We start from the raw sequence: 20,586 nt of genomic DNA on the forward strand, positions 1-20,586 counted from the left end.
TATCGGCGGCTGACATGTTAAGCTCGCCGCCTCATTTGCTGCCAATAATGACTCATTGTGCATCACACAGAATCCCCCTCTCCAGCTCCTCTCTGGCTCTCGCGCAGCGAACTGGCGCCCCTCCCCGATGCCTCCACCCTCGACTGGCTGTTCGACGAAGGCTCGCTGACCAGACGTCTGATTCATCTGTCGAATGACGCCTTCAGCGTCTCGCCGATGTTCGAAGGCTGGCAGCCCCTGCGTGCCGACGAATGCGCAGCACTGGACCTGGCCGATGGCAGTGAGGGCTGGGTCCGCGAGGTGTATTTGCGTGGTCATGGCCAGGCGTGGGTGTTTGCGCGCAGCGTGGCGTCACGCAGTGCATTGCAAGGCGACGGCTTGCACATGGACGAACTGGGCAGCCGCTCGCTGGGCGAATTGCTGTTTTGCGATCAGGCCTTCCAGCGCCGGGCCATCGAGGTTTGCCATTATCCGCAAGCGTGGCTGCCCGCCGAGGTGCAATCGCCTGGACTGTGGGGCCGCCGCTCGCGCTTCGACCGCGGCGCCTTGAGCGTTTTGGTGGCCGAAATTTTCCTGCCTTCCCTGTGGGACGCCGCCTGCGCCCAATCGGAGAACCGTTGATGTACCAAAGCCTGCTCAAGTCCTTGAACCGCTTGAACCCTCGGGCCTGGGATTTCATTCAGCTGACCCGCATGGACAAGCCGATCGGCATTTACCTGCTGCTCTGGCCTACGCTGTGGGCGCTATGGATTGCCGGCAAGGGTTCGCCCTCCCTGGCCAACATTGTGATTTTCGTCCTTGGCGTGGTACTGACTCGCGCTGGCGGCTGCGTGATCAACGACTGGGCGGACCGCAAGGTCGATGGTCATGTGAAGCGTACCGAGCAGCGGCCGCTGGTGAGCGGCAAGATCAGCTCCAAAGAGGCACTGGTATTCTTCGCACTGCTGATGGGCGTGAGTTTCCTGCTGGTGCTGTGCACCAATGCCGCGACCATTTGGTTGTCGTTGGGCGGCCTGGCACTGGCGTTCAGTTACCCATTCATGAAGCGCTACACCTATTACCCGCAAGTGGTGCTGGGCGCTGCATTTTCGTGGGGGATGCCGATGGCGTTCACCGCAGAAACCGGTGAATTGCCGGCTGTCGCATGGCTGCTGTGGATCGCCAACCTGATGTGGACCGTGGGTTACGACACGTATTACGCGATGACCGACCGCGATGACGACCTGAAGATCGGCGTGAAATCCACGGCGATTCTGTTCGGCGACGCGGACCGGGCGATCGTCCTGACCCTGCAAGGGCTGGCGCTGGGTTGCCTGTTGCTGGCGGGTTCGAAGTTCGACCTCGGTGGCTGGTTCCACCTTGGATTACTGGCGGCCGCGGGCTGCTTTGCCTGGGAGTTCTGGTACACCCGCGACAGGGACCGCATGCGTTGCTTCAAGGCGTTTTTACACAACCATTGGGCAGGGTTGGCGATTTTTGTGGGGATTGTTTTGGATTACGCAGTGCGTTAACGCCATATCGTGTGTAGGGGCGAGCCCGCTCGCGATGAATTTGAAGACGACGCGGTTATCCAGACGGCCCGCATAATCGTTCACGCTCATCGCGAGCAAGCTCGCTCCTACATGAGATGTCTTACATCTTCGGCCCTTGGAGGACGTGCCAGACCTTGTTCTTCATGTCGCCCGTCTTGTCTCCGGGTTTCTTGTCGTCGTCGTAGTAGTACAGCGGCTTGCCGTCGTAGGCCCATTGCATCGTGCCATCGTCACGCTGGACGACTGTCCATTTACCTTCAGCCTTGGCACCCGCTTCAGCCTTGAGCGGCGGCCAGTGTTTTGCGCACTCACCGGTGCATACCGACGTGCCGCCAGTGTCCTTGTCGAACGTGTACAAGGTCATGCCCTTATGGTCGACCATCATGCCGTCTTTCATCATCGCCGGCTCAGCTGCGAAGGCCATGGTCGGCAAGGAAAACGCCGCAACCAGTAGCAGAGCCTTGAAGGATTGCGAGATTTGCTTCATGGAAACCTTCCTTTTGTGGTTGTCAGGATTCGGACTTAAAGCTTAGCCCAGGATCCAGCCAATCGCCGACCGACTAAAATACTGTCACACGACTGCAATAATTCCGTTATCTAATGCGGCGCAAGACAGTTAAATGACAAGAGGATTAAGGGCATGGTTGGCAGGAGCATTCTGATCGTCGACGACGAAGCGCCTATTCGCGAAATGATCGCCGTTGCGTTGGAAATGGCCGGCTATGACTGCCTGGAGGCTGAAAACTCCCAGCAGGCCCACGCCATTATCGTCGACCGCAAACCGGACCTGATCCTGCTCGACTGGATGCTGCCCGGCACGTCCGGCATCGAGCTGGCCCGTCGTCTCAAGCGTGATGAATTGACCGGGGACATCCCGATCATCATGCTCACCGCCAAAGGTGAAGAGGACAACAAGATCCAGGGCCTGGAAGTCGGCGCCGACGACTACATCACCAAGCCGTTTTCCCCCCGTGAGCTGGTAGCGCGCCTGAAGGCCGTGCTGCGCCGTGCCGGCCCGACCGATGGCGAGGCGCCAATCGAAGTCGGCGGCCTGCTGCTGGACCCGATCAGCCACCGCGTGACCATCGACGGCCGTCCTGCCGAGATGGGCCCGACCGAATACCGCCTGCTGCAATTTTTCATGACCCACCAGGAGCGCGCCTACACGCGTGGCCAGTTGCTGGATCAGGTCTGGGGCGGCAACGTCTACGTTGAAGAGCGTACCGTCGACGTGCACATTCGTCGCCTGCGCAAAGCCCTCGGCGATGCTTACGAAAATCTGGTACAAACCGTGCGCGGCACCGGTTACCGCTTTTCTACCAAAGCCTGACCCGGACCTTTACCGCCCGACAAGCTGACAAGGACGCGCGTCAAGTGAACCAAAACTGGCATGGCACCCTGATTCGCCACATGCTGCTGCTGGTCACCGCCTGCCTGGTGATCGGCCTGATCACCGGCTATTACGGCTGGAGCCTCGCCGCAGGCCTGGGTCTTTACCTGGCCTGGACCCTCAAGCAATTGCTGCGTCTGCACGAGTGGCTGCGCCTGCACAAACCCGATGAAGCACCACCCGACGGCTACGGCCTGTGGGGCGAGGTGTTCGACAGCATCTACCACCTGCAACGCCGCGACCAACGGGTACGCGGGCGCCTGCAAGCGGTGATCGACCGGGTTCAGGAGTCCACCGCCGCGCTGAAAGACGCGGTGATCATGCTCGACACCGACGGCAACCTGGAATGGTGGAACCGCGCCGCCGAAACCCTGTTGGGCCTCAAGACGCCACAGGACAGCGGCCAACCGGTGACCAACCTGGTGCGTCATCCGCGCTTCAAGGAATACTTCGAGCAAGACAGCTACGCTGAGCCGCTGGAAATCCCTTCGCCGACCAACGACCGTGTACGAATCCAGCTGTACATCACCCGTTACGGCAACAACGAGCACTTGATGCTGGTGCGCGATGTGACGCGCATCCATCAGCTTGAGCAAATGCGCAAAGACTTCATCGCCAACGTTTCCCATGAACTGCGCACGCCGTTGACGGTGATCTGCGGTTACCTGGAAACCTTGCTCGATAACGTCGACGAGGTGAACCCGCGCTGGGGTCGTGCCTTGCAGCAGATGCAGCAACAAGGCGGACGCATGCAGACCCTGCTCAACGACCTGTTGTTGCTGGCCAAGCTGGAAGCCACCGATTATCCGTCGGACAACCAGCCGGTACCGATCGACGGCTTGCTGCAATCGATCAAGAGTGACGCGCAGCAGTTGTCTGGCCAGAAAAACCAGAAAATCACCCTGGAAGCCGACCCGACGATTCTGCTCAAGGGCAGCGAAGCGGAGTTGCGCAGCGCGTTTTCCAACCTGGTGTTCAACGCGGTGAAGTACACCCCGGCCGAAGGCAATATCCGCATTCGCTGGTGGGGCGATGACCAAGGGGCGCACCTGAGCGTGCAGGATTCCGGGATCGGCATCGATGCCAAACATCTGCCGCGCCTGACCGAACGCTTCTATCGCGTCGACTCCAGCCGCAACTCCAACACCGGGGGCACCGGCCTGGGGCTGGCGATCGTCAAACACGTCTTGTTACGACATCGGGCACGCATGGAAATCAGCAGCGTGCCGGGCCACGGCAGTACCTTTACCTGCCACTTTGCCCCGGCCCAGGTCACCAAATCTCGGGTTATCAGCACCGCTGACTGATACCGGCCAGCACGCGCCACTAGGCAACGGGCCGGTCAGCCGCTACATTGGCTGACTTGTGCCTGCCTTTCAGGCGCGGTTTTTTACTTCCCTCTCGAATATACGGAACCCGCAAAACTCCATCATGGACCCTTCCCCTGGCTTGACCCTCGCTACAATTTTCGCCGACTTCGGCATGATTCTTTTTGCTCTGATCCTGGTTTTGCTCAACGGATTTTTCGTTGCGGCGGAATTCGCCATGGTCAAATTGCGCTCGACCCGGGTCGAGGCCATCGCTGACAAAAACGGCTGGCGCGGGCACATCCTGCGCACCGTGCACAGTCAGCTCGATGCTTACCTGTCGGCTTGCCAATTGGGTATCACCCTCGCGTCCCTGGGCCTGGGTTGGGTCGGTGAACCCGCGTTTGCCCACATTCTTGAGCCGGTGTTGAGCGCAGTCGGCGTCGAGTCGGCCGAAGTGGTCAAAGGCATCTCGTTCTTCACCGCCTTCTTCATCATTTCGTACCTGCACATCGTGGTCGGCGAACTGGCCCCCAAATCCTGGGCCATCCGCAAACCCGAGTTGCTGTCGCTGTGGACCGCCGTGCCGCTGTACCTGTTCTATTGGGCCATGTACCCGGCCATCTACCTGCTCAACGCCAGCGCCAACACTATCCTGCGCATTGCGGGGCAAGGTGAACCCGGCCCGCATCACGAGCACCACTACAGCCGGGAAGAACTGAAACTGATCCTGCACTCCAGCCGTGGCCAGGACCCGAGCGACCAAGGCATGCGCGTGCTGGCCTCGGCAGTGGAAATGGGTGAACTGGAAGTGGTCGACTGGGCCAACTCCCGCGAAGATCTGGTGACCCTGGAGTTCAACGCACCACTCAAGCAGATCCTGGCGATGTTCCGTCGCCACAAGTTCAGCCGCTACCCGGTGTACGACAGCGAGCGCCAGGAGTTCGTCGGCCTGCTGCACATCAAGGATCTGCTGCTGGAACTGGCGGCGCTGGACCACATTCCCGAGTCGTTCAACCTGGCCGAACTGACCCGCCCGCTGGAGCGCGTGTCGCGGCACATGCCGCTGTCGCAGTTGCTGGAGCAGTTCCGCAAGGGCGGCTCGCACTTCGCCGTGGTCGAAGAGGCCGACGGCAACATCATCGGCTACCTGACCATGGAAGACGTGCTGGAAGTGCTGGTCGGCGACATCCAGGACGAACACCGCAAGGCCGAACGCGGGATCCTCGCGTATCAGCCGGGCAAGCTGCTGGTGCGGGGCGATACGCCACTTTTCAAGGTTGAAAGGTTGCTGGGCATCGACCTCGACCACGTCGAAGCCGAAACCCTTGCCGGGCTGGTCTATGAGAGCCTCAAGCGCGTTCCGGAAGAGGAAGAAGTGCTGGAAGTCGAAGGCCTGCGGATCATCATCAAGAAGATGAAAGGGCCGAAGATCGTTCTGGCCAAGGTGTTGATGCTGGATTGATCTGCGGCTGAAGGGCCTTTTGTGGCGAGGGGGCTTGCCCCCGTTGGGCTGCGAAGCGGCCCTGAATTCAGTCAGCTCGATTATCCATATACCGCGCAGTTGGGTTTACGACTGCTGCGCAGCCGAACGGGGCAGTGCGGCGTTCCGACAAGCCCCCTCGCCACAGTTGATCACCGAAAACTTCACTTCCCGCCCAACGCAAAGTTGGGCAGCGCACCCACCGGCTGGTTGAACTGGTACGGAATCGAGACCAGCCCCAGCCCGGTATTGCGCTGCACCACAAAGTGCAAGTGCGGCCCGGTACTGTTGCCGGTGTTGCCGGACAACGCCAACGCACTACCTACCGTTACTCGCTGACCTTCCCGAACGCAGACCGAACCTTTCTTGAGGTGCAGGTAAACACCCATGGTCCCGTCATCGTGCAGCACCCGCACGAAATTGCCGGAAGCGTCGGTGCCGCGCCCGCTCTGCCTGTTCTCGGTTTTCACCACCACCCCGCCTCGCGCGGCAATGATCGGCGTGCCCTCAGGCATTGCGATGTCTATGGCATATCGGCTCTTGGGCCCGAAGTGGCTGTAGGGGCCATTGGCGCCCTGACTGATCCGGAATGGTCCACCACGCCAGGGCAACGGGTACCGATAGCCCACCGTGGGCCCAGAGGGGTCGCCCAGGGAGTATTTGAACTTCGGGACGTATGCGAGGGGCCTCCCGCCTTTAGTCGCCGTGAGCCGCGCCAGACGAACGCTGCTGCGTAGCGGTATCACCCGCCGAATCGTCCCGCCCGGCACGCCGCTGGCGTTCTTCACCCCGGCAAAACTCAATTCGACTTCTACTGGCGCATACAGGTCATTGCGCACGTACACGCTGTGCACGCCGTTCTTCTTCATGATGATGAGGCGCACCTGACGCTCAAGGTGCTCGACCATGCCATCGCGAAAAACGAACACATGGGCGCCTTTGCTGGGGCGGTCGCTGTAGGAAACCACGCCATAGGCGTCCTTGGACTTGTAGATGGTCATGGCCACGGCCGAGGTGGCGACCATGAACAAGCCACATAAAAACAGCAGGCGCGTGAACATGAGCAAGGATTCTGTCGAGTGAGATCTGGGATTGAGCCTAGCAGCTGCAATGGACCCGGGTAGCCGGCAGATGTTTCAGAAAAGGTGTTCAGCAGATGTGCGGTAAAAGTGATGACCCCATCGTCGGATCGCCGCCCGGAGCAAGCTCGCTCCCACAAGAGAACGCATTACAAATGTGGAAGCGAGCCTGCTCGCGAAAGCGGACTGTCAGGCGGCCCTATATCAAGCGCCAGGAATAAAGTGCTTCTGCGCCGTACCCCGTGCAATCAGGCGGGAGATGTAATCGAGCTTCTGCGCATCCTGGTCGACAAAACGGAAGGTCAGTTGCAGCCAGTCGCTGTCGGGCTTCGGTTCGTGGGCCACGACGGCGTGCAGGTAACCGTTGAGGCGGGCGATTTCGGCGTTGTCGCCCTGCTCAAGATCCAGCACGGCGCTGTCGAGGATCTGCGGCAGGGTCTCGGTGCGTTTGACCACCAACAGGGCTTCCTTGAGGCTCAAGGCCTTGATCACACATTGCGCGATGCCGTTCGGCAAACGCAGTTGACCCTGGCCACGGCCACTGGTGGGTGCCGAGGAGGTCGCAGGCGTCTTGACCGGTGGACTGTTGAGCAAGCCTTTGGACGGTGCGGGTGCGGCCGTTGGTGTCGCTACGGGTGCCTTGCCAGCGGTCAAGGCGGCAAGGGAGTCGTTACCGAAGGCAGGGCTGGTTTTGGTTGCGGCTACGTTGATCAAGGCGTCGAGTTTGCCGACCTTGTGCAGCGCCTGCTTGACCTTGGTGATCAGTTGCTCGTTGGTGAACGGTTTGCTGACGTAACCGGAAACTCCGGCCTGGATCGCCTGGACAACGTTCTCCTTGTCGCCACGGCTGGTGACCATCACGAAGGGCATTGTTTTGAGGGTGTCTTGCTCGCGGCACCAGGTCAGCAGTTCCAGGCCGGACATTTCCGGCATTTCCCAGTCGCACAGGACCAGGTCGAAGGCTTCCTTGGCCAGCATGGCCTGGGCCTTTCTGCCATTGATCGCGTCTTCAATCCGCATGCCCGGGAAATAGTTGCGCAGGCACTTCTTGACCAGGTCACGAATGAACGACGCGTCGTCCACGACCAACACATTGACCTTACTCATCCAAAACCCCTTTAAAAAATCCCGGCCAGCATACCGCCTTGCTGATGGCACATTGCCAAAAACCTTCAGTCACGCCGGACTTTTCGTTCGCGGGGTGCTGCTTTTCGAATTCGTGAAGCTCAAACAAAAACGCCCGGCCAAAAGGCCGGGCGCTTTACTTGGGCAACCTTACTTATCGTCAGTTTTGCCCGGAACATTAGCGCTTTCGCCGGTTGTTCCTTCGACTTCTTCTTTCATGCGCTTGAGACCCAGGTGCCGCACGTCGGTGCCGCGTACCAGGTAGATCACCAGCTCCGAGATATTGCGCGCGTGGTCGCCGATACGCTCCAGCGAACGCAGCACCCAGATAATGCTCAGAACCCGCGAAATGGAACGCGGATCTTCCATCATGTAGGTAGCCAGCTCACGCAGGGCAGTCTTGTATTCGCGGTCGATGATCTTGTCGTACTGCGCCACCGACAAGGCCAGTTCGGCGTCGAAACGGGCAAAGGCGTCCAGTGCATCGCGGACCATGTTGCGCACCTGGTCGCCGATGTGACGCACTTCGACGTAACCGCGCGGCGCTTCGCCTTCTTCGCACAGCTGGATGGCACGACGGGCGATCTTGGTCGCTTCGTCACCGATGCGCTCCAGGTCGATCACCGATTTGGAAATGCTGATGATCAGGCGCAGGTCGGACGCAGCCGGCTGACGACGGGCCAGAATGCGCAGGCATTCTTCGTCGATGTTGCGTTCCATCTGGTTGATCTGGTCGTCGATCTCGCGCACCTGCTGGGCCAGGCCGGAGTCGGCCTCGATCAGCGCGGTCACCGCGTCGTTGACTTGCTTTTCCACCAGCCCGCCCATGGCCAGGAGGTGGCTGCGCACCTCTTCAAGCTCGGCGTTGAATTGCGCGGAAATGTGGTGGGTAAGGCCTTCTTTACTAATCATCTTTTTCGCTCCGCGAAAGTTGCAAGCTTCAAGCTGCAAGCTTCAAGCAGTTATGTACAAGTCCTGGAATCGCACCGCTTCTTTCTTGCCGCATGCAGCTTGTAGCTCGCGGCGGCCTCAACTAGCCATACCGACCAGTGATGTAGTCTTCGGTCTGCTTCTTCGCCGGATTGGTGAACAGGGTATCGGTGTCGCCAAACTCGACCAGCTTGCCCATGTACATGAACGCGGTGTAGTCGGACACCCGCGCGGCCTGTTGCATGTTGTGGGTCACGATCACGATGGTGAACTTGGATTTCAGTTCGTAGATCAGCTCTTCGACTTTCAGCGTGGAGATCGGGTCGAGTGCCGAGCACGGTTCGTCGAGCAACAGTACTTCCGGTTCCACAGCAATGGTGCGGGCGATCACCAGACGTTGCTGCTGACCACCGGACAGACCCAGTGCCGACTCGTGCAGACGGTCCTTGACCTCGTCCCACAGTGCCGCGCCTTTCAACGCCCACTCGACGGCTTCGTCGAGGACGCGCTTCTTGTTGATGCCCTGGATGCGCAGGCCGTAAACCACGTTTTCGTAGATGGTTTTCGGGAAAGGGTTCGGCTTCTGGAACACCATGCCGACGCGACGACGCAGCTCGGCCACGTCTTCGCCCTTGCGATAGATGTTGTTGCCGTACAGGTTGATCTCGCCTTCAACGCGGCAGCCGTCAACCAGGTCGTTCATACGGTTGAAGGTACGCAGCAGCGTGGACTTGCCACAGCCGGACGGGCCGATGAAGGCGGTCACGCGCTGTTTCGGGATGTTCATGCTGACGTCGTACAGCGCTTGTTTTTCGCCGTAGAACAGGCTCAGGCCCGGCACTTCGATGGCTACGGTTTCCTGCTCGAGGTTCAGGCTCTGTTTGTCGCGACCCAGCGCCGACATGTTGATGCCGTGGGTATGTGCTTCGTGCTGCATGGGAGGCTCCCTGTGCTAACAAATTCGGTTCGGAACGCTGCTTATTGCAGTTCCCATCAATATTCCGGTGGACGCGGTCCAGTGTGGGAGCGGGCTTGCTCGCGAAGAGGCCGGCACATTCAACATCAATGTTGCCTGACCCACCGCTTTCGCGAGCAAGCCCGCTCCCACATTGGAAATCAGCTATCCAGCGCCTTGTACTTCTCGCGCAGGTGGTTACGGATGTACACCGCCGACAGGTTCAATGTCGCGATCACCAGCACCAACAGCAACGCCGTGGCGTACACCAGCGGTCGCGCGGCTTCGACGTTCGGGCTCTGGAAGCCGACGTCATAAATGTGGAAGCCAAGGTGCATGATCTTCTGGTCCAGGTGCAGGTACGGGTAGTTACCGTCCACCGGCAGCGACGGCGCCAGTTTCACTACACCCACCAGCATCAGCGGCGCCACTTCACCCGCGGCGCGAGCCACGGCGAGGATCATGCCGGTCATCATCGCCGGGCTGGCCATCGGCAGCACGATCTTCCACAAGGTTTCAGCCTTGGTCGCGCCGAGGGCCAACGAGCCTTCACGCACGGTGCGAGGAATCCGCGCCAGGCCTTCTTCGGTAGCCACGATCACCACAGGTACCGCCAGCAGCGCCAGGGTCAGCGAGGCCCAGAGCAGACCCGGCGTACCGAAGGTCGGTGCTGGCAGTGCTTCCGGGAAGAACAGACGGTCGAGCGAGCCGCCCAGCACATAGACGAAGAAGCCCAGGCCGAACACGCCGTAAACGATCGCCGGAACACCCGCCAGGTTGTTCACCGCGATGCGGATGATTCGGGTCAGTGCGTTCTGCTTGGCGTATTCACGCAGGTAAACCGCTGCCAACACGCCGAACGGAGTCACGATCATCGCCATGATCAGGGTCATCATCACGGTGCCGAAAATCGCCGGGAAAATCCCGCCTTCGGTGTTTGCTTCACGCGGGTCGTCGGACAGGAACTCCCAGATCTTGCTGAAATAGAAACCGATCTTGGTGAAGGTGCTCATGGCGTTCGGCTGGTAGGCGTGAACCACTTTGCCCAGACCGATTTCGATTTCTTTGCCATTGGCGTCGCGGGCTGTCAAAGCGTCGCGGTTGAACTGTGCATGCAAGTCAGTCAGACGCGCTTCGATATCCTGATAGCGGGCGTTCAGCTCAGCGCGCTCGGATTCCATGTCCGCTTGTGCGGTTGCGTCGAGTTTACCTTCCAGCTCCAGCTTGCGGCCGTGCAGACGGATGCGCTCCAGACCTGCGTTGATCGCACCAATATCACTCTTTTCCAGTGACTTCAGTTGCGCAGCAAGCTTGTTCACGCGGTCGATCCGCGCTTGCAGCTCAGGCCATGCCGCTTCCCCCTCGGCGATAACCTTGCCGTCCTGTTTGACGTTAACGAGGTAGCCGTAAAAGTTGCCCCACTCGCGACGCTCGATGGCCATCAACTCGACCGGGGTGGTCTGGTTGGTCAGCCACTCGCCGACGACCCAGGTGAAGTCGTTGCCGTTCAGATCACGGTTGCCGACCTTGATCAGCTCGCGGGTCATGAATTCCGGGCCCTGATCAGGCACCGGCAGACCGGCACTTTTCAGACGGGCGCGCGGCACTTCTTCTTTCTGCACCACCTCACCGACGACCAGATGCTGGCCCTGGCCCGGCACGTCATAGCTGGCGTGGATCAGATCCGCCGGCCAGAAGTGACCCAGGCCACGCACGGCAATCACTGCCAGCAGGCCAATGGTCATGATGACCGCGATGGACACCGCGCCACCGCTGATCCAGACGCCGGGGGCGCCGCTCTTGAACCATCCTTTCAGGGAGTTCTGTTTCACAGACTTCTACCTTTCTTAAAGCGACGAGTATTTCTTGCGCAGACGCTGACGAATCAGTTCTGCGAGGGTGTTCATGACGAAGGTGAACAACAGCAGCACCAGCGCCGAGAGGAACAGCACGCGGTAGTGGCTGCCGCCGACTTCCGATTCGGGCATTTCCACTGCGACGTTGGCCGCCAGGGTGCGCAGGCCTTCGAACAGGTTCATTTCCATGACCGGGGTGTTACCGGTAGCCATCAACACGATCATGGTTTCACCGACCGCACGGCCCATGCCGATCATCAGCGCCGAGAAGATGCCCGGGCTCGCGGTGAGGATCACCACGCGGGTCATGGTCTGCCACGGCGTGGCACCGAGGGCCAGGGAGCCGAGGGTCAGGCCGCGAGGCACGCTGAACACGGCGTCTTCGGCGATGGAGTAGATGTTCGGGATGACCGCGAAGCCCATGGCCAGGCCCACTACCAGGGCGTTGCGCTGGTCGTAGGTGATGCCCAGGTCGTGGGAGATCCACATGCGCATGTCGCCACCGAAGAACCAGTTCTCCATGAACGGGCTCATGTACAACGACAACCAGCCTACGAACAGGATCACCGGAATCAGCAGCGCACTTTCCCAGCCATCCGGGACTTTCAGGCGGATCGACTCAGGCAGGCGGCTGAAGGTGAAACCGGCGACCAGGATGCCGATCGGCAGCAACATCAGCAGGCTGAAGATGCCCGGCAAATGCCCTTCAACATAGGGCGCGAGGAACAGGCCGGCGAAGAAACCGAGGATCACCGTCGGCATCGCTTCCATCAGCTCGATCACCGGTTTGACCTTGCGGCGCATGCCAGGAGCCATGAAGTACGCGGTGTAGATCGCAGCGGCAACGGCCAGTGGAGCGGCCAGCAGCATGGCGTAGAACGCGGCTTTCAGGGTACCGAAGGTCAGCGGCGACAGGCTCAGCTTGGGTTCGAAGTCGGTGTTGGCGGCAGTCGATTGCCAGACGTATTTAGGCTCGTCGTAGTTCTCGTACCAGACCTTGCTCCACAGCGCGCTCCACGAGACTTCCGGGTGCGGGTTGTCGAGCAGCAGCGGGTGCAACTTGCCACCGGCTTCCACGATCACGCGGTTGGCGCGCGGCGACAGACCGAAAACGCCTTGGCCTTCTGCGACCGGCTCCACCAGCAAGGTGCGGTGGGCAGTGCTGTGGAACACGCCAAGCTTGCCGGAAGCGTCGAGGGCAACGAAGCCCTTGCGGCGCTCTTCGGCGGTGATTTCAACGATAGGCGTGGTGCCCATCTGGAAGGTGCGGATCTGCTTCAGGCGTTGCTCGCCATCGGGGTCGCGCGCCATGAACCACTGGGCCAGGCCGCCTTTGGAGTCACCGATGATCAGCGAGATGCCGCCCACCAGTTGGGTGCTGGCGGTGACTTGAGCCTCACCGTCTTCAAGCAGTTTGTAGCGACCGTTGAGGCTCTTGTCGCGCAGGCTGAACACGTCGGCCTGGGCACGCCCGTTGACCACGTAAAGCCACTGCTGACGCGGGTCGACGAAAATATTCTTCACCGGCTCGGTCATTTGCGGCAGTTCGATGCGTTTCTGCTCGTTGGTGATTTCGCCGGTCATCATGTTCTCTTCGCTGGTCAGCGACAGAACATTGAGTTGCGAACCGGTGGAGCCGACCAGCATCAGGGTCGAATCATTGGCGTTGAGGCTGACGTGTTCCAGCGCACCGCCGGCTTCGTTGACCGCGATTGGCGTTTCGCCGTACGGGTACTCGACGGCCGGGGTGATGGTTTTCTTGCCTTCCGGGTAGCTGACTTTATAGGTGTGACGGAACACCAGGGCCTGACCGTTGGACAGACCTACGGCCACCAGCGGGTGACCTGGCTGGTCTTCACCGATGGAGGTCACGGTGGTGCCGGCCGGGATCGACAGATCGACGCGCTTCAATTCAGCGCCACTGTCGATATCGAAGAACAACGCCTGGCCCTTGTCGGAAACGCGCATGGCTACCTGATTCTGCTCTTCGAGCGAGATCATCAGTGGCTTGCCAGCGTCCTGCATCCAGGCCGGGGTAATGGACTCTTTCGCGGTCAGGTCGGCACCCTGGAACAGCGGCGCAACAACATAGGCGAGGAAGAAGAAGATCAGGGTGATGGCTGCCAGCACCGCCAGGCCGCCGATGAGGACGTACCAACGGGTGAAGCGATCTTTGAGCGCGCGAATGCGGCGCTTGCGTTGCAGCTCAGGCGTATTGAAGTCAATTCGCTTGGGGGGATTAGTAGTCATGTTGGAATTGGCCAGATCATTCATGCGCTCACCCTAGCGATCCTGTATGACAGAAAGATGACAATGCAGTGACGCACCAAATCCACCGCCAGCGGGACTGGCAGAGGATCGAAAATTTGAGGTGTGTAAAAGGCCGGCCTGCAAGCAGATCCGGCCTTTTACTTGAGTCCGGAAGGGTTCACCCCGGACTCAATTTGTTACTTTTTTACGACTGCAGTGCCGCCTTCCGCCAGACCCAGGTCAGCCAGTGCTTTTGCAGCAACCTTGGCTGGCAGTGGGATGTAGCCGTCTTTCACCACAACTTCCTGGCCCTGTTTGGACAGAACCAGCTTCACGAACTCAGCTTCCAGCGGAGCCAAAGGCTTGTTCGGGGCTTTGTTGACGTACACGTACAGGAAGCGCGACAGCGGGTACTTGCCGTTCAGGGCGTTTTCTTCAGTGTCTTCAACAAACTCGGTGCTGCCTTTCTTGGCCAGGGCCACCGTCTTCACGCTGGCAGTCTTGTAACCGATACCCGAGTAACCGATGCCGTTCAGCGAGGAGCTGATCGACTGCACAACCGAAGCCGAGCCTGGCTGTTCGTTGACGTTTGGCTTGAAGTCACCTTTGCACAGGGCTTCTTCCTTGAAGTAGCCATAAGTGCCGGATACCGAGTTACGACCGAACAGCTGAACCGGCTTGTTGGCCAGGTCGCCGGTCACACCCAGGTCACCCCAGGTTTTGACGTCGGCTTTGCCGCCGCACAGACGGGTGGACGAGAAGACCGCATCGACCTGTTCCATGGTCATATGCTTGATCGGGTTGTCCTTGTGTACGAATACGGCCAAGGCATCCACGGCAACCGGAATAGCGGTTGGCTTGTAACCGTATTTGGTTTCGAAGGCCTGCAGCTCGTTGTCCTTCATCTTGCGACTCATCGGGCCCAGGTTAGCGGTGCCTTCGGTCAACGCAGGTGGCGCGGTAGAAGAACCGGCGGCCTGAATCTGGATGTTTACGTTCGGGTATTCTTTTTTGTAGTTCTCAGCCCAGAGGGTCATGAGGTTGGCCAGGGTATCGGAGCCGACGCTGGACAGGTTGCCCGACACACCAGTGGTCTTGGTGTAGCTCGGGATAGCAGGGTCAACAGCGGCAACCGCGTTGGCAGTCGCAACGCCAGCAGCGACAAAAGTCATTGCCGCCATCAAACGCTTCAGTTTCATGCCTTACTCCTAGCAGATAGGGTGTGTTAAGTCGGGGCCAAGTATCAGCAGGCCGTGTGAACACTCTATGGCTGAAATATGACAATTGGATGAAAGGCCATTATTCGATGTTTTGAAGGGATACAGCGTTATCGTTCTTCGCGAGCAAGCCCGCTCCCACAGGGGATCTGCGGTGAACACAGATCCCCTGTGGGAGCGGGCTTGCTCGCGAAGGCGTCAGTGATATCGATACAAAGGGCTGGCTTAACGCCCCCTCTTCCAGAGCCAGGCCCCCACCAGAATCCCGACCCCGCACAACACGGCCACATAATAAGCAGGCCCCATCGCACTTTCCTTGAGCAACAGGCTGACGATCATCGGCGTCAGACCACCGAAAATCGCGTAGGCGACGTTGTAGGAGAACGACAGGCCGCTGAAACGCACCACCGGCGGGAACGCCTTGACCATCACATACGGCACCGCGCCGATGGTGCCGACCAGCAGACCGGTCAGGGCATACATCGGGAATAGCCAGTCGGGATGATCGGCCAGGCTGTGGTAGAAGGTCCAGGAACTGGCCAGCAATGCGGTACAGCCGATCACGAAGACTCGTCCCGCACCGAAGCGATCGGCCAGTGCGCCGGCAATGATGCAACCAAAACTCAGGAACACGATCGCCACGCTGTTCGCCTGCAGGGACGTGGTTGGCGAGAAGTGATAGACCGTCTGCAACACAGTCGGTGTCATCAGGATCAACACCACGATGGCGGCCGACAGCAGCCAGGTCAGCAGCATCGAAATGGCGATGGCGCCACGATGGTCACGCAACACCGCACGCAGCGGCACTTCTTCGGCCAGGGCCTTGCGCTGTTGCAGCTCGGCGAACACCGGGGTTTCGTGCAGCCAGCGACGCAGGTACACCGAGAACAGACCGAACACGCCACCCAGCAGGAACGGAATTCGCCAGGCGTAATCCGCTACTTCCACCGGGGTGTAGATACTGTTGATCGCCGTGGCGACCAGCGAACCAAGCAGGATGCCCGCCGTCAGGCCGCTGGTCAGGGTCCCGCAGGCATAGCCGATATGCCGTTGCGGCACGTGTTCGGAAACGAAGACCCATGCCCCCGGCACTTCACCGCCAATGGCCGCGCCCTGGATCACCCGCATCAACAGCAACAGGATCGGCGCCCACATGCCGATCTGCGCATAAGTCGGCAGCAAACCCATGATCAAGGTCGGCACCGCCATCATGAAAATGCTCAGAGTGAACATTTTCTTGCGGCCCAGCAGGTCACCGAAGTGCGCCATCACGATGCCACCCAGCGGTCGAGCCAGGTAGCCGGCGGCGAAGATGCCGAAGGTCTGCATCAGGCGTAGCCACTCAGGCATGTCCGCCGGGAAGAACAACTTGCCCACCACCGTGGCGAAGAACACGAAGATGATGAAATCGTAGAACTCCAGCGCGCCGCCCAGGGCAGACAGCGATAGAGTCTTGTAGTCGTTGCGCGTCAGCGGACGTGCGGGTTGATCTGGCTGCGCGATGCTCGAGGGCGCTGTGGTCATGGCAAGGGCTTCTCTTATAGTCGGATCTGCAACCTCAACAACGCTGGCTGAGGTTTGGGCAGGTCCGGCACGATAGCAAATTGTTCGAAAAAGCACATAGAGGTGCATTTTTGACAGTCAAAATGAGAACCGGACGGTCGTCGCGGAGTCTACCGACCGATATACTCAAAGCCTGCTCCGGTTTTTGAGGGGTTGCTGTGCGAAAGCGCCTGTCAGGTTCATAGGCGATTTCGCAGAGTTTCCCTTTAGGCGCCTGATGGAAAACGTGACGAACGTAGTATGTTCGGTGCTGAATCGTTTTTCCCGAAGACGGCTACCACCAGCAATACCAACGAAGAGTCACGGGTCAGAGGCCCCCCGGCATGATAGAACTCGAACAAGAAGATCCGATCCCGCAAGGCGACCTGGCCTTGCAAATCACCGCGCTCCCACGCGAAACCAACGGCTTTGGCGATATTTTCGGCGGCTGGCTGGTGGCGCAGATGGATTTGGCAGGCACCGCGATGGCCAGCAAGGTCGCCGGCGGACGCGTTGCCACCGTTGCAATCGACCGCATGGCGTTTCTGGTTCCGGTGGCGGTGGGCGCTCAGCTCTCCTTTTATACCCAGGCCCTGGAAATCGGCCGCAGCTCGATCAAGATGATGGTCGAGGTCTGGAGCGACGACCCACTGTCCAGCGAGTGGCGTAAAGTAACCGAAGCGGTGTTTGTGTTCGTTGCCATCGACGGCAGCGGTCGCACCCGTTCGGTTCCACCCCGGGCTCGCTGAAAGAACTTCTAAACCTGGTAGCCGTTTTGCGGTCGATAGTCGTCCACGTTACTGATCGAGAGCTGTCCCATGAGCACGCCCAATGTTGAAGCCGTAAAACTGGATGAACTGAACTGTTGGCGTATTCGCCACGGTCAGGCTGAATTACTGGTGGCCCAGCAAGGCGCGCACATCCTCAGTTATCAACTGGCCGGCCAGCCGCCACTGATCTGGCTCAATGACGAGGCCGTGTTCAAGACCGGCAAGAGCATCCGTGCCGGCGTGCCGGTGTGCTGGCCGTGGTTCGGCGTCTTCGACCGTAACCCGCAAAGCGTGCAGGCGATGCGCGTCAGCAATGAAGCGCCGTCGGCTCACGGCTTCGTGCGAGCGATGGATTGGGAGCTGGGCGGCATCGAAGCCGAAGGCGAAAGCCTGAAAGTCGAATTCCTCCTGCCCTACCCCGACGGCGGCTTTCCTGGCTGGCCGCACCAGGTGGACTTGAAGCTGAGCATTCGCCTCGACGAGCAGTTGCACATCCACCTGACCAGCCATAACCGGGGCGCTGAAACCGTCAGCATCAGCCAGGCGCTGCACAGTTACTTTGCCGTCAGCGATGTGCGCGAGGTGCATGTCGAAGGTGTGGGCGGTCTCAAGTACATCGAAACCCTGGATAACTGGAAAGCCGTAACCCAGACCGGTGATCTGCGTTTTACCGGCGAAACCGACCGCATCTATCTCGATGCCCCGCCACTGCTGAGCATCGTCGATCCGGCCTGGGAGCGACGCATCGAACTGACCAGCTGTGGATCGCGTACGGCGGTGATCTGGAACCCGTGGATCGACCGCGCCGCTGCATTCAGCGACATGGCCGACGACGGTTGGCAGCGCATGCTGTGCATCGAGACGGCGAACGTGATGGGTGATGTGGTGAACCTGGCACCAGGTGCCAGCCATACCTTGGGCGTGAGCATCGCCAGCAAATCGCTCTAACACCACAAAACTGATGTGGGAGCGGGCTTGCTCGCGAAGGCGGTGTACCAGTCAACGATGATGTTGAATGTTACGGCCTCTTCGCGAGCAAGCCCGCTCCCACATTGGGTTTATGCTGGCTTGAGTGGCGCGTTACAGATCCGATTCCTTCACCACCCGCACCGTCGCCGCATCCAGCGCATACGCCGCATCCGCCAAGTCATTGCTGACCTTCTCGACCTTCAGCGTGCCGGTGACCCACAGCGGCGTGTAGATATCGTTCAGTTTCAGGCCCTTTGGATAGCGCACCAGCACCAGTTGGTTGGGCGGCGGCGGCGGCACGTGGATGCACGCGCCCGGGTACGGCACCAGGAAGAACAACGTACTGCGGCCCTTGGCATCGGACTCCAGCGGCACGGGGTAACCGCCAATGCGGATGTTCTTGTCGTTCATCGACGCAACGGTCTTGGTCGAGTACATCACCGCCGGCAAGCCTTTGGCCTGCTTCATCCCACCCTTGTCGGTGAAAGTGCCATTGGCCTCAGGGGAGTTGTGGTCGATTTCAGGCATGGCCTCGAGGGCCTTCTGGTCCGACTTGGGCATCAATTCGAGCCAGTCGGTTTCCGGCAGCTCGCCAGCATGGGCAAGGCCCGTTCCCAATAAAAGTAAAGTCAGCAGAAGACGGCGCATGAAAGTGCTCGGTATAGGAGTGATCAGAAAACGCCGAGCATTCTAGCCCTCCCGGCTTGTGCGACCGAGAGGACTTTGTCGCCTGGATCAGTTCTTTTTGATCAGTCCGTAGATCACCAGCAACACAACGGCGCCCACCAGCGCACCGATGAAGCCTGCGCCTTGACCAGCCTGATAAATGCCCAGAGCCTGGCCACCGTAAGTGGCCGCCAGCGAACCGCCGATACCGAGCAGGATGGTCATGATCCAGCCCATGTTGTCATCGCCCGGTTTCAGGAACCGCGCCAACAGGCCGACAATCAAGCCGATAAAGATGGTTCCGATAATTCCCATGGCATTTCCCTCAATATGGAGTGGTCATGCCAAAGCCTAGTCAGACTTTGGCATCCTGCCATGAGAGAACGGCGGTCCCTGAATGGTTCCGCCGCTGCCACATGAAACTATTCGGCGATTAGCGCTTCGACCTTGAGGATCTGCGCGGTCAGCGTTTCGCGATCCGCACAACGCAGGTTGGCGTGACCGACCTTGCGACCGACCTTGAACGCCTTGCCATAGTGATGCAGATGGCAATCGGCGATGCTCAGGACCTTCTCGGTCTCAGGCACTTTGCCGATGAAGTTGAGCATCGCGCTTTCGCCGACCTTGGCCGTCGAACCCAACGGCAGACCGGCAACGGCCCGCAGGTGGTTTTCGAACTGGCTGCACTCGGCGCCTTCGGTGGTCCAGTGCCCGGAGTTGTGCACTCGCGGGGCGATTTCGTTGGCCTTGAGGCCACCGTCGACTTCAAAGAACTCGAACGCCATCACGCCGACGTAATCCAGTTGCTTGAGCACACGGCTGGAGTAGTCTTCGGCCAAGGCTTGCAGCGGGTGATCGGTGCTGGCCACGGACAGCTTGAGGATGCCGCTGTCGTGGGTGTTGTGTACCAGCGGATAGAAGCGGGTTTCACCGTCGCGGGCACGCACGGCGATCAGCGAGACTTCACCGGTGAACGGCACGAAGCCTTCCAGCAGACAGGCCACGCTGCCCAGCTCGGCAAAGGTGCCAACCACATCTTCTGGCGTGCGCAGGACTTTCTGACCCTTGCCGTCGTAACCCAAGGTACGGGTCTTCAGCACCGCCGGCAGGCCGATGGAAGCCACGGCGTCGTCCAGATCAGCCTGGGACTGAATGTCGGCGAACGCCGGGGTAGGAATCCCCAGGTCCTTGAACATGCTCTTCTCGAACCAACGATCGCGGGCGATGCGCAGCGCTTCGGCGCTCGGATAGACCGGGACGAATTGCGACAGGAAAGCCACGGTCTCGGCCGGAACGCTTTCGAACTCGAAGGTCACCAGATCGACTTCATCGGCCAGCTGGCGCAGGTGATCCTGATCGCCGTAATCGGCTCGCAGGTGTTCGCCCAACGCGGCTGCGCAAGCATCCGGAGCCGGGTCCAGGAAAGCGAAGTTCATGCCCAGCGGAGTGCCCGCCAGCGCCAACATGCGACCCAACTGGCCGCCACCGATTACACCGATCTTCATCGTCAACAAC

General features: G+C 59.9%; 19 protein-coding genes. 7 read left to right on the forward strand and 12 right to left on the reverse strand.

Features of this window, described 5'->3' with window-relative positions; all coding sequences use genetic code 11:
- Window positions 1-57: 57 nt before the first annotated feature.
- Together KGB29_RS21755 and ubiA are read left to right on the forward strand one after the other, a co-directional pair.
- Entirely contained in the window at window positions 58-621 is a 564-nt protein-coding gene (locus KGB29_RS21755) for a chorismate--pyruvate lyase family protein (RefSeq protein ID WP_057712730.1), read from the forward strand.
- Window positions 621-1,511, forward strand: a complete 891-nt coding sequence (gene ubiA / locus KGB29_RS21760; RefSeq protein ID WP_154909778.1) for a 4-hydroxybenzoate octaprenyltransferase — start codon at window positions 621-623, stop codon at window positions 1,509-1,511. The genes KGB29_RS21755 and ubiA overlap by 1 nt, the downstream gene beginning before the upstream one ends.
- Window positions 1,512-1,632: 121 nt before the next feature.
- Here the strand turns inward: ubiA and KGB29_RS21765 are convergent, their stop codons facing one another.
- The gene (locus KGB29_RS21765; protein WP_090452175.1) at window positions 1,633-2,019 is read right to left on the reverse strand and encodes a hypothetical protein; all 387 of its coding nucleotides are present in this window, start codon (window positions 2,017-2,019) and stop codon (window positions 1,633-1,635) included.
- Window positions 2,020-2,172: 153 nt separating this feature from the next.
- Here KGB29_RS21765 and phoB point away from each other — a divergent pair, with 153 nt between their 5' ends.
- The 3 genes from phoB to KGB29_RS21780 all read left to right on the forward strand — a co-directional run bounded on the left by phoB (window position 2,173) and on the right by KGB29_RS21780 (window position 5,694).
- On the forward strand, window positions 2,173-2,862 hold the full coding sequence (gene phoB, locus KGB29_RS21770; RefSeq protein WP_003229608.1) for a phosphate regulon transcriptional regulator PhoB: 690 nt from the start codon (window positions 2,173-2,175) through the stop codon (window positions 2,860-2,862).
- Window positions 2,863-2,942: 80 nt separating this feature from the next.
- Window positions 2,943-4,229 carry a phosphate regulon sensor histidine kinase PhoR gene (phoR, locus tag KGB29_RS21775; RefSeq protein WP_259674430.1) on the forward strand — a complete coding sequence of 429 codons (1,287 nt, stop codon included), beginning with the start codon at window positions 2,943-2,945 and terminating at the stop codon, window positions 4,227-4,229.
- 124 nt (window positions 4,230-4,353) lie between these two features.
- Window positions 4,354-5,694 (forward strand): hemolysin family protein, encoded by a 1,341-nt coding sequence (locus KGB29_RS21780; protein ID WP_007975205.1) that lies wholly within the window; start codon window positions 4,354-4,356, stop codon window positions 5,692-5,694.
- 182 nt (window positions 5,695-5,876) lie between these two features.
- On the opposite strand, the gene KGB29_RS21785 is transcribed toward KGB29_RS21780, so the two are convergent.
- The 8 genes from KGB29_RS21785 to KGB29_RS21820 form a co-directional block, all read right to left on the reverse strand.
- Window positions 5,877-6,773 carry a peptidoglycan DD-metalloendopeptidase family protein gene (locus KGB29_RS21785; protein WP_090452177.1) on the reverse strand — a complete coding sequence of 299 codons (897 nt, stop codon included), beginning with the start codon at window positions 6,771-6,773 and terminating at the stop codon, window positions 5,877-5,879.
- 222 nt (window positions 6,774-6,995) lie between these two features.
- Window positions 6,996-7,898: a response regulator gene (locus KGB29_RS21790; protein WP_154909776.1), complete on the reverse strand. Its 903-nt coding sequence runs from the start codon at window positions 7,896-7,898 to the stop codon at window positions 6,996-6,998.
- 168 nt (window positions 7,899-8,066) lie between these two features.
- On the reverse strand, window positions 8,067-8,828 hold the full coding sequence (phoU, locus tag KGB29_RS21795) for a phosphate signaling complex protein PhoU (RefSeq protein WP_057712724.1): 762 nt from the start codon (window positions 8,826-8,828) through the stop codon (window positions 8,067-8,069).
- 121 nt (window positions 8,829-8,949) lie between these two features.
- Window positions 8,950-9,783 (reverse strand): phosphate ABC transporter ATP-binding protein PstB, encoded by an 834-nt coding sequence (gene pstB, locus KGB29_RS21800; protein WP_007971742.1) that lies wholly within the window; start codon window positions 9,781-9,783, stop codon window positions 8,950-8,952.
- A gap of 179 nt (window positions 9,784-9,962) precedes the next feature.
- The gene (pstA, locus tag KGB29_RS21805) at window positions 9,963-11,633 is read right to left on the reverse strand and encodes a phosphate ABC transporter permease PstA (RefSeq protein WP_150812717.1); all 1,671 of its coding nucleotides are present in this window, start codon (window positions 11,631-11,633) and stop codon (window positions 9,963-9,965) included.
- Between the two features lie 15 nt (window positions 11,634-11,648).
- Window positions 11,649-13,682, reverse strand: a complete 2,034-nt coding sequence (locus KGB29_RS21810; RefSeq protein ID WP_191626083.1) for an ABC transporter permease subunit — start codon at window positions 13,680-13,682, stop codon at window positions 11,649-11,651.
- Between the two features lie 422 nt (window positions 13,683-14,104).
- Window positions 14,105-15,106: a phosphate ABC transporter substrate-binding protein PstS gene (locus KGB29_RS21815; RefSeq protein ID WP_057712721.1), complete on the reverse strand. Its 1,002-nt coding sequence runs from the start codon at window positions 15,104-15,106 to the stop codon at window positions 14,105-14,107.
- Window positions 15,107-15,349: 243 nt separating this feature from the next.
- Window positions 15,350-16,648 carry an MFS transporter gene (locus KGB29_RS21820; RefSeq protein ID WP_154860876.1) on the reverse strand — a complete coding sequence of 433 codons (1,299 nt, stop codon included), beginning with the start codon at window positions 16,646-16,648 and terminating at the stop codon, window positions 15,350-15,352.
- A 362-nt stretch (window positions 16,649-17,010) separates the two neighbouring features.
- On the opposite strand from KGB29_RS21820, the gene KGB29_RS21825 reads away from it, so the two are divergent.
- A complete protein-coding gene (locus KGB29_RS21825; RefSeq protein WP_007942704.1) occupies window positions 17,011-17,415 on the forward strand; it encodes an acyl-CoA thioesterase in 405 nt (134 codons plus the stop codon).
- A 69-nt stretch (window positions 17,416-17,484) separates the two neighbouring features.
- Window positions 17,485-18,384: a D-hexose-6-phosphate mutarotase gene (locus tag KGB29_RS21830; RefSeq protein WP_154909774.1), complete on the forward strand. Its 900-nt coding sequence runs from the start codon at window positions 17,485-17,487 to the stop codon at window positions 18,382-18,384.
- A 132-nt stretch (window positions 18,385-18,516) separates the two neighbouring features.
- Here the strand turns inward: KGB29_RS21830 and KGB29_RS21835 are convergent, their stop codons facing one another.
- From KGB29_RS21835 to KGB29_RS21845, 3 genes are all read right to left on the reverse strand, one after another.
- Window positions 18,517-19,053 (reverse strand): DUF3299 domain-containing protein, encoded by a 537-nt coding sequence (locus tag KGB29_RS21835; protein ID WP_090452186.1) that lies wholly within the window; start codon window positions 19,051-19,053, stop codon window positions 18,517-18,519.
- A gap of 87 nt (window positions 19,054-19,140) precedes the next feature.
- Window positions 19,141-19,386 (reverse strand): GlsB/YeaQ/YmgE family stress response membrane protein, encoded by a 246-nt coding sequence (locus tag KGB29_RS21840; protein ID WP_150812713.1) that lies wholly within the window; start codon window positions 19,384-19,386, stop codon window positions 19,141-19,143.
- A 107-nt stretch (window positions 19,387-19,493) separates the two neighbouring features.
- Complete coding sequence (locus KGB29_RS21845) at window positions 19,494-20,576, reverse strand: 5-(carboxyamino)imidazole ribonucleotide synthase (protein ID WP_150812712.1); 1,083 nt, start codon at window positions 20,574-20,576, stop codon at window positions 19,494-19,496.
- Window positions 20,577-20,586: the final 10 nt, after the last annotated feature.

The sequence above is a fragment of the Pseudomonas sp. BF-B-30 genome (assembly GCF_019956305.1).
In the GTDB taxonomy this organism is placed as follows: domain Bacteria; phylum Pseudomonadota; class Gammaproteobacteria; order Pseudomonadales; family Pseudomonadaceae; genus Aquipseudomonas; species Aquipseudomonas jessenii.